This is a genomic window from Sphingomonas sp. 28-62-11 (assembly GCF_002278865.1).
Classification (GTDB): domain Bacteria; phylum Pseudomonadota; class Alphaproteobacteria; order Sphingomonadales; family Sphingomonadaceae; genus Sphingomonas.
Map to the genome: position 1 here is coordinate 154,433 of NZ_NCGB01000001.1, position 13,739 is coordinate 168,171.

13 protein-coding genes and 1 pseudogene are annotated in these 13,739 nt (G+C 60.8%); 10 read left to right on the plus strand and 4 right to left on the minus strand.

Annotation, left to right across the window (positions count from 1 at the left end; translation table 11 throughout):
* Positions 1-5: 5 nt before the first annotated feature.
* Positions 6-1,829, plus strand: a pseudogene (locus B7Y49_RS00765) (DUF885 family protein).
* 789 nt (positions 1,830-2,618) lie between these two features.
* Here B7Y49_RS00765 and B7Y49_RS00770 read toward each other — a convergent pair.
* Together B7Y49_RS00770 and B7Y49_RS00775 are read right to left on the minus strand one after the other, a co-directional pair.
* Positions 2,619-3,062: a hypothetical protein gene (locus tag B7Y49_RS00770; protein WP_374125644.1), complete on the minus strand. Its 444-nt coding sequence runs from the start codon at positions 3,060-3,062 to the stop codon at positions 2,619-2,621.
* A 43-nt stretch (positions 3,063-3,105) separates the two neighbouring features.
* Positions 3,106-4,719: a phosphoenolpyruvate carboxykinase (ATP) gene (locus B7Y49_RS00775; protein WP_374125645.1), complete on the minus strand. Its 1,614-nt coding sequence runs from the start codon at positions 4,717-4,719 to the stop codon at positions 3,106-3,108.
* 165 nt (positions 4,720-4,884) lie between these two features.
* On the opposite strand from B7Y49_RS00775, the gene B7Y49_RS00780 reads away from it, so the two are divergent.
* The 7 genes from B7Y49_RS00780 to B7Y49_RS00810 are packed head-to-tail and all read left to right on the plus strand — an operon-like array spanning position 4,885 to position 10,075.
* Complete coding sequence (locus tag B7Y49_RS00780; RefSeq protein ID WP_374125646.1) at positions 4,885-5,592, plus strand: response regulator transcription factor; 708 nt, start codon at positions 4,885-4,887, stop codon at positions 5,590-5,592.
* Positions 5,561-7,135 carry an ATP-binding protein gene (locus B7Y49_RS00785; protein WP_374125647.1) on the plus strand — a complete coding sequence of 525 codons (1,575 nt, stop codon included), beginning with the start codon at positions 5,561-5,563 and terminating at the stop codon, positions 7,133-7,135. Before B7Y49_RS00780 ends, B7Y49_RS00785 begins: the two co-directional genes overlap by 32 nt.
* Positions 7,136-7,177: 42 nt before the next feature.
* On the plus strand, positions 7,178-7,615 hold the full coding sequence (locus tag B7Y49_RS00790; protein WP_374125648.1) for an HPr kinase/phosphorylase: 438 nt from the start codon (positions 7,178-7,180) through the stop codon (positions 7,613-7,615).
* A 35-nt stretch (positions 7,616-7,650) separates the two neighbouring features.
* The gene (gene rapZ, locus B7Y49_RS00795; protein WP_374125664.1) at positions 7,651-8,538 is read left to right on the plus strand and encodes an RNase adapter RapZ; all 888 of its coding nucleotides are present in this window, start codon (positions 7,651-7,653) and stop codon (positions 8,536-8,538) included.
* A 51-nt stretch (positions 8,539-8,589) separates the two neighbouring features.
* Positions 8,590-8,997: a PTS sugar transporter subunit IIA gene (locus B7Y49_RS00800; RefSeq protein ID WP_374125649.1), complete on the plus strand. Its 408-nt coding sequence runs from the start codon at positions 8,590-8,592 to the stop codon at positions 8,995-8,997.
* On the plus strand, positions 8,994-9,266 hold the full coding sequence (locus B7Y49_RS00805) for an HPr family phosphocarrier protein (protein ID WP_374125650.1): 273 nt from the start codon (positions 8,994-8,996) through the stop codon (positions 9,264-9,266). Before B7Y49_RS00800 ends, B7Y49_RS00805 begins: the two co-directional genes overlap by 4 nt.
* 8 nt (positions 9,267-9,274) lie before the next feature.
* Complete coding sequence (locus tag B7Y49_RS00810) at positions 9,275-10,075, plus strand: RNA methyltransferase (protein ID WP_374125651.1); 801 nt, start codon at positions 9,275-9,277, stop codon at positions 10,073-10,075.
* Positions 10,076-10,094: 19 nt separating this feature from the next.
* Here B7Y49_RS00810 and rmuC read toward each other — a convergent pair whose 3' ends face one another.
* Positions 10,095-11,492, minus strand: a complete 1,398-nt coding sequence (gene rmuC / locus B7Y49_RS00815; protein WP_374125652.1) for a DNA recombination protein RmuC — start codon at positions 11,490-11,492, stop codon at positions 10,095-10,097.
* Positions 11,493-11,782: 290 nt separating this feature from the next.
* Here rmuC and B7Y49_RS00820 point away from each other — a divergent pair, with 290 nt between their 5' ends.
* Together B7Y49_RS00820 and B7Y49_RS00825 are read left to right on the plus strand one after the other, a co-directional pair.
* Complete coding sequence (locus B7Y49_RS00820; RefSeq protein WP_374125653.1) at positions 11,783-12,154, plus strand: hypothetical protein; 372 nt, start codon at positions 11,783-11,785, stop codon at positions 12,152-12,154.
* 265 nt (positions 12,155-12,419) lie between these two features.
* Positions 12,420-12,584 (plus strand): hypothetical protein, encoded by a 165-nt coding sequence (locus B7Y49_RS00825; protein ID WP_374125654.1) that lies wholly within the window; start codon positions 12,420-12,422, stop codon positions 12,582-12,584.
* A gap of 285 nt (positions 12,585-12,869) precedes the next feature.
* Here B7Y49_RS00825 and B7Y49_RS00830 read toward each other — a convergent pair whose 3' ends face one another.
* Positions 12,870-13,535, minus strand: a complete 666-nt coding sequence (locus tag B7Y49_RS00830) for a 2OG-Fe(II) oxygenase (RefSeq protein ID WP_374125655.1) — start codon at positions 13,533-13,535, stop codon at positions 12,870-12,872.
* Positions 13,536-13,739: the final 204 nt, after the last annotated feature.

Genomic DNA, 13,739 nt, shown 5'->3' on the forward strand with positions numbered 1-13,739 from the left:
TTCGGATGCCCTTCAATCGTCGTGATCTTTTGCAAGGCACCGGCGCGGCCGCGCTTGCAGCCATCCTCCCAGGAACAGCATTTGGGGCGACAGGCGCCGATTCGGCAGCCACGAAGCTGCTCGCTGATACCGCCGAGACGATCTTCGCTGATTACCCCGAAGCCGCTGCCGGGCTGGGACTCGACAAGGGCAAGCGCGCCGCTTTGAAGCACCGGCTCAGTGATCGCGGCCCCGCCGGCAAAGCGGCGGCAGCAAGCCACGCCAAGGCGGTGCTCGGCAAATTGCGCAAGATCGATACCGCGGCGCTGAGCCCGGGCATGCGCACCAATGTCGAGGTCGTCCAGACCGCCTATCAACGCGCGACCGATGGCTATGCACTGCCCTATGGTGATGTCGCCACGCTCACCTCGGGATGGCGCAATTCGCCTTATGTGGTCGCCCAGAATGTCGGCGCGTATCTGGATATCCCGCAGCTGCTCGATGTCGATCACCGGATCGATACGCCGGGCGATGCCGATGCCTATTTGGCGCGCATGATCGCCTATGCCGGGCAGCTCGAGGGTGAGGCTGAGCGCGTGCGCGCCGCCGGTGCAATGGGCGTCCGCCTGCCCGATTTTGCGCTGGTCCAGTGCCTGAAGCAGCTCGAGATCGCGCGCAGTGGCCCGGTCGAGCAATGTGGCATCGTCACCTCGATCGCCAGGCGGACCGCCTCGATGCCCGGCGACTACGCGGTCAAGGCGGCCAAGATCGCCACCGACCGGATCGCCCCTGCGCTCGCCGCGCAGATCTCCGCGCTCGAGGCGCAAAGGGCGTTGACCACCAGCGATGCCGGGGTGTGGAAGCTGCCACAGGGCGATGCCTATTATGCCTGAGCGCTCCAGGCGGCGACCACAACGACGATGTCGCCCGACGAGGTGCACGCCATGGGCCGCGATGAACTGGCGAGACTGCACGCTAGGATGGATGTGATCCTGAAGGCGGAGGGCTATTCCCAAGGATCCGTCGGCGCGCGGATGACCGCGCTCGGCAAGGATCCCCGCTATCTGTTTGCCGAAGGCGATCCGGGCCGCGCCGAGATCATGGCGTATCTGCGCGACAAGCTGAAGGATATCCGCAGCAGGATGCCACAAGCGTTCGAGACTTTGGTGCCCGGCTTTGTCGAGGTGACGCGCATGTCACCCGCTGCCGAGCCCGGCGCCCCCGGCGCCTATGGCGGTGCGGGATCGATCGACGGCAAGGAACCCGGCCGCTTCTGGATCAACCTGGGCAACACATCACGCTGGACGCGCTACAGCCTGCCCGATCTCGCCTATCATGAGGCGATCCCCGGCCATGCCTGGCAGGGCGAATACACCTTCAAACAGCCGCTAATCCGCACCCTGATGTCGTTCAACGCCTATAGCGAAGGCTGGGGGCTATATGCCGAACAGCTGGCCGACGAACTCGGAGTCTATGATGATTTCCCCGCCGGGCGGCTCGGCTATCTGCAATCGCTCGCGTTCCGCGCGTGCCGGATGGTGGTCGACACCGGCATCCACGCCAAGCGCTGGACCCGCGACGAGGGCATCGCCTTTTTCGTCACCGAGAACGGCTCGAACCCCATCGAAGTCCGCAGCGAAGTCGAGCGTTACTGCACCTGGCCCGGCCAGGCTTGCGGCTACAAGCTCGGCCACACCCGCATCAACCAGCTCCGCGACAAAGCCAAAGCCGCGCTCGGCCCAAGCTATGATTTCCGCAAGTTCAACGATGCGGTGGTGCTAGGCGGCAATGTGCCGATGACGGTGCTGGAAGGCGTGATCGACCGGCATATTGCGGCGCGGAAGGGGTAGCGGGGTTGCGATTGTCGACTGACGATCTGACTAGCCGTTTCGTGAATTTCTGATTGTGGTGGTTAGATGCCCGGCAACTTTTGAGAGGGCAGTTGCCGAAGAGGGCATTGGTTTGCTCGCCGTGTGGCGAACTACATAGCTCGACCTGCGCGAAACTAACACGTGTCAAACTCCTCCCGTTCAGTATAAATTTGAAATGGTTAGTGCCCCAATAGCAACAGGGTTCCGCTGGAGTAATGATGACTGAAATCAGACCCCACTGCCCCGCCTGCGGCAGGCCAATACCATTTTCGGCAGCCCACTTTAATCGCGGTAAGCCTTTCCTTTGCCGTCAGTGTGGATGTGAGCTCTGCGTACCAAAAACTTTGGCGTTCGTAGGTATTGCTTTTTTTACGTTACTCGTATTCCTCGGAGAAAAAATCCTTAGTCAATCCGGCGGATGGGTCGTGCTCTTTGGTTTGTTTTGTAGCGCTTTGCTCATTGAGTACTTATTTGTTCGTGCTATAATTACAAACCCTCCTAACAATAATAACAAAAATACAGAAATTTATTATATTTTTAACGACGATAAATAGTTTGATATTTGAAATAAAGACAAATTATTGAGAAATTTTTTTAATTTCGTATCTTTTTTGTTATTATTTGATGATTTGATTTATATAAGGGTGTGACCGAAATAGATGATGCATCTTGTTCCTACATAGAAGAACCGCCAAAAGAGAAAATTCATCTTCCGACGTTCCGATGACCCGGAACGTCCGCTATTGGGGCGGTAGCAGTCAATCGACTTCAATCGCTTGCTGCCAGATCGGGCGCAACCCACCCCAGCCGCGCTTCAACCGAGAACAATCGCTCGCGGGAATAGAACCGCAATGGCCAGTCCCGCGCGCCGCGGGGCGACATCAGCAACGCATTGACGCATTGCGCCAGCCCCTGCCCCTCGCTCTCGCGCACATGATCGCGCACCGCCGTCAGGAAGCAGCAGGTGATCGTGTGATGATACCCCTGGGTCGCGTCGTTCACCCCGCCGACGCTCTCGTTATAGCGTGAGATGATCCCGCGCAGATCGGCGTCGAGATCAATGTCGGGGCGCTCGACCACCAGCCAGGTCGTTGCGGCCAAATGCGCTTCATGCGTCCATTCGGGGCGCGGCAGGGTGCGTTTGAGCAGCCCGATACCGACGTGCCTTACGGCAGCATCGGTATCGAACAGGCGGGGCCTATGATCGGTCATCGGTCAGGGCTTTCTCATGCGAAGGCCCGGAGGAGCGGGCCGGTCAGGCCGGCTGGCTTACCTTGGGGGCCGATTGGCGGACCCCTTCGTCGACATGGTCCGCGAATTGCGCGAAATTTTCGACAAATTGATCGACCAACTTGGCGGCGGTCGCGTCATAGGCTTGCTTGTCCGCCCAGGCTTCGCGCGGATCGAGGATCGCGCTGTCGACACCCGGCACGCTGGTCGGCACTTTGAACCCGAAATTGGGATCGGTGCGGAAATCGGCATCGTTCAGACTGCCATCGAGTGCGGCGTTGAGCAGTGCGCGCGTGGCCTTGATCGGCATCCGGCTGATCCCCGGCATCGTCGCCTTGCCGCCGGTCCAGCCGGTGTTGACCAGCCAGCAATCGACCCCGCCCTTGGCGATCCGCTCCTTGAGCAAATTGCCATAGACGCTGGGGTGGCGCGGCATGAACGGCGCGCCGAAGCAGGTCGAGAAGGTGGCGTCGGGCTCGGTTACGCCGATCTCGGTGCCCGCCACGCGCGCGGTATAGCCCGACAGGAAATGGTACATGGCCTGATCAGGGGTGAGCTTCGCGATGGGCGGGAGGACGCCGTACGCATCCGCCGTCAGCATCACGATATTTTTGGGCACTGGGCCCATATTATGCTCGGACGCGTTGGGGATGAAGTCGATCGGGTACGACCCCCGGCTGTTTTCCGCCAAGGTCGCATCGTCGAGATCGAGCTCGCGCGTTTCGGCATCCATCACGACATTTTCGAGCACCGTGCCGAACCGCTTAGTGGTCGCATAAATTTCCGGCTCGGCCTCTGCGGACAAGCGGATCATCTTGGCGTAGCAGCCGCCCTCGAAATTGAAGACGGCGGTATCGGACCAGCCATGCTCGTCATCGCCGATCAGCGTGCGGCTGGCATCGGCGCTCAGCGTGGTCTTGCCCGTGCCCGACAGGCCGAAAAACACTGCCGTATCGCCCTTGGGGCCGATATTGGCCGAACAATGCATCGGCATGATGCCGTCGACCGGCAGCAGGTAGTTGAGCAGCCCGAACACCGATTTCTTCATTTCGCCGGCATAGGCAGTGCCGCCGATCAGGATCAGCTTTTCGGTGAAGTTGACGGCGATCACCGTTTCACTGCGGCAACCATGACGCGCCGGATCGGCGCGGAAGCTGGGCAGATCGATGATCGTGTATTCAGGGTCAAAGCCCGGCAGGTCGGCCTCGTGGGGCCGCACCAGCATCGTGCGGATGAACAGGTTATGCCAGGCAAGCTCGTTGATCACGCGCACCCGCACGCGGTGTTCGGGCTGTGATCCGCCGAAAAGATCCTGGACGAACAGCGTTTCCTTATCGGCGAGCGCGGCAATGAAATCGGCTTTCAGCGCGGCGAAATGCGCTGGCGTCATCGCCGCATTCGATTTGCCCCACCAGACGGTGTTTTCGGTTTCCGCATCGCGCACGATGAACTTGTCGGTGGCCGATCGCCCGGTCTTGGCACCCGTTGCCACCACCAACGCGCCACCATTGGCCAGATGCCCCTCACCGCGAGCGATCGCATGTTCGACGAGCGGGGCGGTGATGAGGTTCCAGTGAATCTGCGCATTGGTGGCGAAACCCTGGGCCTCCAGGCCCTTATGGGGGGTACGCTCGGTCACGATCTGCTCTCCTAGAAAGGGGTCGCTTTGCGGCCATATTTGGTAATGTCCCGCCGCATACCGCCCATCGTGCAGCCGGTCAAACACCGAACATGGCCACAGACAGTTGAGCCGATGGCCCCTTTGGCCTAGGCCAGTTCTGCGTAACAAAGGATTTTGCTGCCGATGACGGCCACAATCGCGCTCGTCGATGACGATCGCAACATCCTCACCTCGGTATCGATCGCGCTTCAGGCGGAAGGGTTTCTGACGCGCGTCTATTCGGACGGCGAAACCGCGCTGAAGGCGCTGGTCGATAATCCTCCCGATCTGGCGATTTTCGATATCAAGATGCCGCGCATGGACGGTCTGGAGCTGCTCCGCCGCCTGCGCGAAAAAAGCGCGATGCCGGTGATTTTCCTCACCAGCAAGGATGATGAGCTCGACGAGGCACTCGGCCTCGCGATGGGCGCCGACGATTATATCGCAAAGCCATTCTCGCAGCGACTGCTCATCGCGCGTATCCGCGCCATCCTGCGCCGCACCGAACTCAACCAGCCCGTCGCGCCGGGTGAGGAGGCTGTGCCAACCGAGATCCTGCAGCGCGGGCGGCTGGCGATGGACCCCGCCCGCCACCGGGTGACGTGGGATGGCCTGCCGGTTACCCTGACGGTCACCGAATTCCTCATCCTGGAAACGCTGGCGCAGCGGCCGGGAATCGTGAAGACTCGCAACCAGCTCATGGACGCGGCTTATCAGGACGACATCTATGTCGACGACCGAACCATCGACAGCCACATCAAGCGCGTTCGCCGCAAATTCCGCCAAGTGGCTCCGGAATTCGATGCGATTGAGACGCTTTATGGCGCAGGTTATCGATTCTCGGAAGAGTGACGATAACGACAATGACTTATCGCTGCGCTGGTCCGGGCGCGTTTCGCTCACCAGGCGCATTCTTGCGGTAAACATTTTTGCACTGGCGATGTTGGCCGGCGGGTTTTTTTACCTCGACAGTTATCGCAGTCGCATCGTCGACAGCAGGGTTGCGCAAGCCAAGCGCGAAGCCCGCCTGATTGGTGAAGCGTTGGCGGCGGCGAGTGCGGATCGGCGCCAGCCGCTCGCGATTGAGCTGGCGCAGAGCACCGGTACCCGCATTCGCCTGTTCGATGCACGCGGCAAACAGATATGGGACACGCGCGGCATGGGGCTGCGCAACTTCATCCTGATCGATCCCGATCGTGAGGGGTTTGGGCCCACGGCCGGCCGATTTCTCGATGCGATGATCGATACCGTGGTCGGTGCGGAGCGCGCGCCACTCTATCGTGAACGCCGTGCCGGGCGGGGCTGGCCAGATGTGACAGCGGCGCAGCAAAGTGCTGTGGCCGTCGCAACCGTATGGCGGGCGCCTGATCGTACGCCGGTCATCACCGCCGCCGCACCATTGCCGGGCAATGCGGTAGTGATGACCGCCATCAACGCGCGTGACATCACTCAAACGGTGCGGATCGAGCGATTCCGACTAAGCATCGTGCTGCTCGTTGTCTCGATAGCATCGATCCTGTTGTCGCTGTTCCTGGCGCGCACGATTGTCCGTCCGCTGCGACGGCTGGCGCGGGCAGCGGTTCGGGTACGGCTGGGGCGTGCGCGCGAAGTGGTGGTGCCCCGCCTGCCCTCGCGCGGTGACGAAATCGGCATGCTCGCGCGCGCGCTTTCGGACATGAGCCAGGCATTGCGGGCGCGGATCGACGCGACCGAGGCGTTCGCTGCGGATGTGACGCATGAAATGAAAAACCCGCTGGCCTCGCTGCGGTCGGCTGTCGAGGGGTTGGGGACCGTCCACGATCCCGATTTGCAGGCGCGGCTGCTGGCCATTGTCCGCGATGACGTTCATCGGCTCGATCGGCTGATCAGCGATATCTCCGAAGCATCGCGCCTCGATGCGCAGTTGAGCCGTGCGAAGTTCGAGCCCGTCGATATCGGCGCGATGATTGATGCGCTGCTCGCCGCGCGCACCGCACGCGGCATCGAACGCGGGGTCCAGATGCGGGTCGACCGCCGCATCGATGGTCCGGTGGTGATCATGGGCGAAGACGGTCGGCTGGAGCGTGTGTTCGAGAATCTGATCGATAATGCGATCTCCTTTTCCCCCGATCACGGAGTCATCACGATCGCCGTGCAGCGTGACGGCCGTGATATTATGGTCGCTGTGGAAGATGACGGGCCCGGCGTACCGCCGGAGGCACGCGATCAAGTGTTCCGTCGATTCCAATCGATCCGGCCTGAAAATGAAGCATTTGGCAAGCATTCGGGGCTAGGCCTTGCCATTGCACGGACCATCGTCGAGGGGCATCAAGGCGAAATTGCTGTCGAATCGCGCGATGACGCCATGCGCGGCGCCCGCTTCGTCGTACGCTTGCCGTGTGCCGAAACATTTTGATGATGAACGCCCTGGTAGATGTACTCGGATTCAGGAGCCTCGATGACGATCGTTTCTTCCGAAACACTCCACGCTTCCTGCATTGCGATCGGGGATCTTGCCGTGCTGATCGAGGGGCGCTCGGGCGCAGGCAAGTCCGATCTGGCGCTGCGGCTTATCGATCGTGGTGCGGCCCTGGTAAGCGATGACTATACCGTGCTGATGCGCGCCGGACGCCAATTGGTTGCGACGCCCCCTGCCACGATCACCGGCAAAATCGAAGTGCGCGGGCTCGGGATCCTGGAAATGCCCCACCGTGACCGCGTGCCCGTCGCGCTGCTTGTTGAGCTCGAAGATGCGATCGAACGGATGCCAGCCGAGCTGCAGACCCGGCGTATCGCCGGCATCGAGGTGCCCGTGGTGATCCTGAACGGGCATGATGCCTCGGGCCCCATCAAGGTGGAACTCGCGCTCAAGCGCATCGCCGAGGCCGGGTCGTGACCGCACCCCCAAAAGATATTCTGCTCGTCACCGGCATGTCGGGCGCCGGCAAATCGACGACGCTCAAGACGCTGGAGGATTTGGGTTGGGAGGTGGTGGATAATCTGCCACTGCTCCTGCTCGATCGGCTGCTCTCCACCGAATTGCCAGCCGGATCGGGGGATGATGATCGCCCACTCGCAATCGGCATTGGCGCGCAGACGCGCGGGTTCGATCCCGTTAAGATCGTCAAGCGGATCAAGAAGCTGCAAGCCGACCACGGCCATGACATCAGCACCCTGTTCCTTGATTGCGCGGGCGGCGAGCTTGAGCGGCGCTATTCGGAAACGCGGCGTCGCCACCCGCTCGCGCTTGATCGCCCGGCATCGGACGGCATTGCCCGCGAGCGCGAGCTGCTCGCCCCGCTTCGACGCTGGGCAAACCGACTGATCGACACCACGGATTTATCGAGCAACGCGCTCGCGCAGCAGATCCGCGCCAGTTTCGCGCGCGACGGGCTGAGCGCCCCGACGTTGTCGGTGATGTCGTTCGGCTTCGCGCGCGGGCTGCCGCGCGATGCCGATCTGGTGCTCGACATGCGCTTCCTGCGCAATCCGCATTGGGACGATGCACTCCGCCCCGGCACCGGCCTGGATGCCGATGTCAGCGCCTATGTGGCCGCCGATCCGGCCTATGACGCCGCCATGGCGGCGATTGATTCATTGATCCTGCTGTTGCTCCCGCGCTACAGGGCTGAAGGAAAATCCTATGTTACCATAGCCTTCGGCTGTACCGGGGGTAGACATCGCTCGGTTCATGTCGCCGAACGCATGGCGAAGCAGTTGCGCGCCGCAGGATTTTCGCCCACGGTTACGCACCGCGATTTGGCGGCGGCGTCGCAGGACTCGCTTGAGGGCGCGCCGACGGTACCGGTGATCGGATAGCGGCCACGCAAGTGACAATGACGGGGACGATACTGAAGTGAACGGGCGGCGATGATCGGGCTGGTACTCGTGACCCATGGCCGACTGGCCGAGGAATTCGTGACGGCGATGGAGCATGTCGTGGGCAAGCAGGAGCGTATTGCCACGATCTCGATCGGCCCCGAGGACGATATGGAAGGCCGCCGTGCCGATATTGCCGCTGCCATTGCCGGAGTCGAAACCGGGCAAGGCGTGATCGTGCTGACCGATCTGTTTGGCGGCACCCCTTCCAATCTTGCCATTTCGCTGATGGAAACGGGGCGCGTTGAGGTGATCGCCGGCATCAACCTGCCGATGCTGATCCGGCTTGAGGGTGCCCGCAAATCAATGAAGGTGACAGAGGCTGTCGCTGCCGCGCGCGAAGCGGGTCGCAAGTACATCTCGGTCGCGTCCGAAGTGCTGGGCGAAGCCGCAGCGTGAGCAAAATTTTCCGCACGGTCACCATTACCAATCGTCGCGGCCTGCATGCACGGGCCAGCGCGAAATTCGTGACGCTCGCCTCAGCGCAGCCGGTCGAAGTCGCGGTGGTGAAGGACGCATCGCCCGTCACCGGCACGTCGATCATGGGCCTGATGATGCTGGGCGCCGCCATGGGCGATCATATCACGATCAGCGCCGAGGGCGATGGCGCACAGCAAGCCGTTGACGCGCTGGCCGAACTGGTCGAGGCCAAGTTCGGCGAGGATTGAGCGCGCCCATGCCGCGTGAGATCACCGCTTATTCCAACCCGCTCATCAAGCGCGTCCGCAACCTGCGCGACAAGCGCCATCGCCGTGACGAAGGGCTGTTCCTGGCGGAAGGGCTTCGCATCCTCACCGAAGCGCGCGAGACTGGGCGCCTGCCGCAATTTCTGTTTTACGCGCGGGAAAGCGCACAACATCCGTTGGTCCATACGCTCATCGCCGATGTCGAAATGGCCGGCGGCGAAGCGATCGAGACCGTGCCCGACATCCTGTCAAAACTATCGGGCAAGGATAATCCACAGGCGGTGGTCGGCGTATTCGCGGAATTCACGCGCACCCTCGACTCGCTCGATCGGACCAGCGCCGGCATCTGGCTGGTGGCCGAACGGCTACGCGACCCCGGCAATCTGGGCACCATATTGCGCACCGGCGATGCCGTGGGGGCGGGCGCGCTGATCCTGATCGGTGATTGCGTCGATCCATTCTCGGTAGAGGCGGTGCGGGCCAGCATGGGCGCGCTGTTCACGGTACCGGTGGTGCAATGCGACTGGAGCGAGTTTACGGCATGGCTTCGCGCCGGGCCTGGCCAGCTGATTGGCCTTAGCCTCGACACCGAAACGTCGTACCGGACGGCCAGGTACACCGCTCCCACCTTTCTGCTGACCGGCAACGAAGCGCAGGGGATGCCCGATGACTATGCCGCCGCATGCGACTTGCTCGTCAAGATCCCGATGCTGGGTAAGGCCGATAGCCTCAACGCGGCGGTGGCAACGGCGGTGATGGCGTACGAAGTGCTGGGGCGCGGACAGCGCTAATCGAACGGCATCGGTCGCCCTATTCTGCCGCCTCCCCCAAATCTTCGATCAGCGGCACGGCGTCGCCATAACGCGCAAGTGCTTCCACCGGGGGGACTTCCTCAATCTCTCGCGCGCCGGTTTCGATGTTGAGATCGCGAAATTTGCGCGCCGTCACCAACGCCCGGCTTTCGAAGCTGGAGACGAAGCTGTTGTAATTGTTGACCGCGCTGGTCAGTCCGCCACCCACCTTGCGCAAATCGCCCGCCGCCTTGGCAAGCCGATCGTACAGTTCCTTGCCGAGTTCACCGATCTGGCGCGCTTCCTTGGCGAGTTTTTCCTGCCGCCACACCGCCGCCACCGTACGCGCGATCGCGATCAGGTTGGTGGGGGTCGCCAGCAGCACGCGCTTTTCGAACGCGAAATCCCATAAAGTCGGATCATGTTCGAGCGCGGCGGACAGGAAATGCTCGCCCGGTACGAACATGATCACATAATCGGGCGCGTCGGCGAACTGGCTCCAATAGGCCTTGTTGCCCAGCCCGTTCACATGCGCGCGCATTGATGCGGCGTGAAGCGCCAGCCCTTTCAGCCGTTCTGCCTCATCGACCGCGCCAAAGGCGTCCTGATAGGCGTTAAGCGAGACCTTGGCGTCGATCACCAGCGCCCGACCGCCGGGCACCCGCACGATCGCATCGGGGCGCAACCGCCCGCCCTCATCATCGCCGCCTGCAACGCTCACTTCGGTCTGGAAATCAGTGTGCTCGGCAAGGCCACACGTCTCGAGCACATTCTTCAGCTGCTGCTCTCCCCAGCGCCCGCGCGATTTGGGGGCGTTGCGAAGTGAATTGACGAGCTTGGCCGCCTCGCTCGACACTTTTTCCTGCCCAACCCGCAAGCTCTCCAGCTGGCCCTTCAGCTGATCAAACGCGCTGGTGCGATCGACCTCGACCTTTTTCACCGTCTCCTCATACCGTGACAGCCGATCGCTGACCGGCTGGAGCATCGATCGCAGATTTTGCCCTGCGGTTTCCTCGGATTGCTTGAAGCGTTCGTCGGCGCGGCGCAGGAACGTTTCCTGTGCTTCGCTCAGCAGCCGGTTGGAGACATCGGCGAATTGCGCTGCCATCACGTCCTTCGCTTCGCGCAACTCGGCCAACCGCTGTTCAAAGGCCCCTGCCTGCGCTTTCAGCGTCGCCAGGTCAGTGCGCGCCGTATCACGCTCCGCCCGCACCTGCTCTAGCGTGGCGGCCAAGTCGGCAACGCCCCTGGCCCGCTCCTCGGCACCGGCCAGATCAGTGATCGCACGGCGAAACTCCTCGGTCCGCGCATCACGCTCCGCCCGCGCCTGCGCGGCACCGCGCCCGCCGAGGAACCAGCCGATGCCAAGGCCGATGACCAGCGACACAATCACGACGACGATGATCAATGGATCCACAAGGCCTGCCTTTTGAGGGAACGAAGCACGAACTTATCCAGTTCGCCAAACGAGGACAAGGGCGACTTGGGCGCCATTTTTCAATCCTCGGGTCGTTCTTTTCCGGAAGCGCCCAAACAAGCTTTTCTGATCTATCAACGAACATAATGAGGTTTACGGGAAACACGTTCCGAATGTGAGAAAGCGAACACGTCGCGTAACGGAACCGCTTTCAAACGATTGATTAAACGAAAGCTTCTGTCATACGAAGGCCGCGGCTTTCAAAACGATCAGTCAGAAAGACCTTCGAAATGAACAATGGCGGCGGTATCAGTTTCTTCGGTATGCTGGCGATTTTGTTTATCGGCCTGAAGCTGACAGGATACATCGATTGGGAATGGCTTTGGGTTCTGGCCCCCCTGTGGGTACCGTTCGCGCTGGGCATTGCAATTGTCCTGCCCTATCTGGTCTTGGCTAGGGTATTTCGCAGTAGATTTATCGCGGGCGGTTTCAGCTTCTTCGGTATGCTGGCGATTTTGTTTAGCGGCTTGAAGCTAACAGGATACATCGATTGGGAATGGATTTGGGTTCTGGCCCCCCTGTGGATACCGTTCGTGCTGGGCATTGCAATTGTCCTGCCCCTTCAGGTCTTGGCTAAGGTATCCCGCAGTCGATTTAGGTGACCATTGGAAGCCGCCTTGATATTTGGGATTGTCAGCATGGGCAGTTCAATTCTGGTACTCTACGGTTCGTACCGATCCGATCGAATGGGCATTCGCCTGGCCAACTTCATCGTCAATGGCGTGAACGTACGGGGTGCCGCTGCCGAACTAGTAGACGCGAAAGCCGTCGAACTGCCGATGCTCGATCAAATGTACAAGGAATATGCCCCCGGCTCTGCCCCCGCCGCGATTGCCAGCCATTCGGCTGGGCGGCGCGCGCGGGAGCATGGCGTGGCACGGCACATTATCCGAAATGGGGATGCTCGTGATTTCGAGCACGTTGACTGTGGGGCAGGTTGCCAAGGCGCTTAATGAAGCCGCGCAACCGACGGGTGATGGCGGCGCGCAACTCGCAAAGAATTTCCCGCGCTTCGCCGACGATCTCGACTGATGGGCCGAAGCCGCCCACACCCAGCTTGAACGACAAGCACCGCCTTATTGAGAGTGCGTACGTGTCGCCAATTGTTGGATAAATGGCGGAGAGGGTGTCCGTAGAATATAACCTATAACTATCTATTATAAATTAGCTTTTTCTGGACTCGGAGAATTGCTCCCACACAAATTCCCACAACGTCGGCCCGTCACCCTGTTTTTCGGTAGCCTGCTAGCGGCATGCAGGTCAGCCTAACGCGTCAATCCATTGGCAGGGGCTTGCTAACATATCCCTCGAAATCGGTTATATCGTCGTAGTTCTTACCCTTCGCAGGTTGAGCGGTATAATAGTAAAGCGCGATAGACCGACGCGTGATTCCGGCGGTATGTCTTGAAAACAATGCCCCCCTCTTGAGGGGGCATCTGTCCACAGCTCGAGGCTTCCGCCATACGCCGGCTGCCATTCTGAAGTCAGATAAAGCAGGACATTTAGACGTCTATAAAGTTTCAACCTGTCGTAAAAGTTGAAGTCGGTATGAATGTCCAAAATACCGCCCGCCAAGATCTGATGCATTCCTCCGCCCGTAAAGTGCGCGTCGGGCAACAGGGCGGGAATCCCCGTCACAGATTGTAGAAAGTTCAGAAACGGTTGGTCGTTGAACTGTTCTAAGCCATCGCGGAAGACTGGATCGAGTGTATCGAATCGCGTGTCGTCGCCGGCTCCCTGCTTTCCGTACTGATTTGGGGATCGCTTCCTCCAGTCGAGCCAGACCGGATGCTCTGGCGGAGGAAAGCGCTCCTGCATCCTGCGGACCGCGAACGGAGCCAGAAAATCATCGATGATTAGGTGGCGGAAGGGCTTCGACCTCGCCCACTCAAGAGCCAACCCCGGTGCCAGATTTCCAAGCCGCTCGACATCGAGCAGGGCCTTTTCGTCAGAGTCGTCCTCGAACTGCTCTTCAAAGGGCATACTCACTCCTGCCGAAATCAAACCGCTGTCGCCACCGTCTTGAGAGTCCGCTGACCGCTGCTCCACTGTGCAAGCATGGCTAGCAGGGGAGCAAGGGAAAAGCCGCTGACGTGCTCCCCTGAAACTCCGCCAGTCTGAGCTAGAGTCCTTCATGAAGGAGGACGACGATGAAGCGCAGCAGATTTACCGAGGAGCAGATCATAG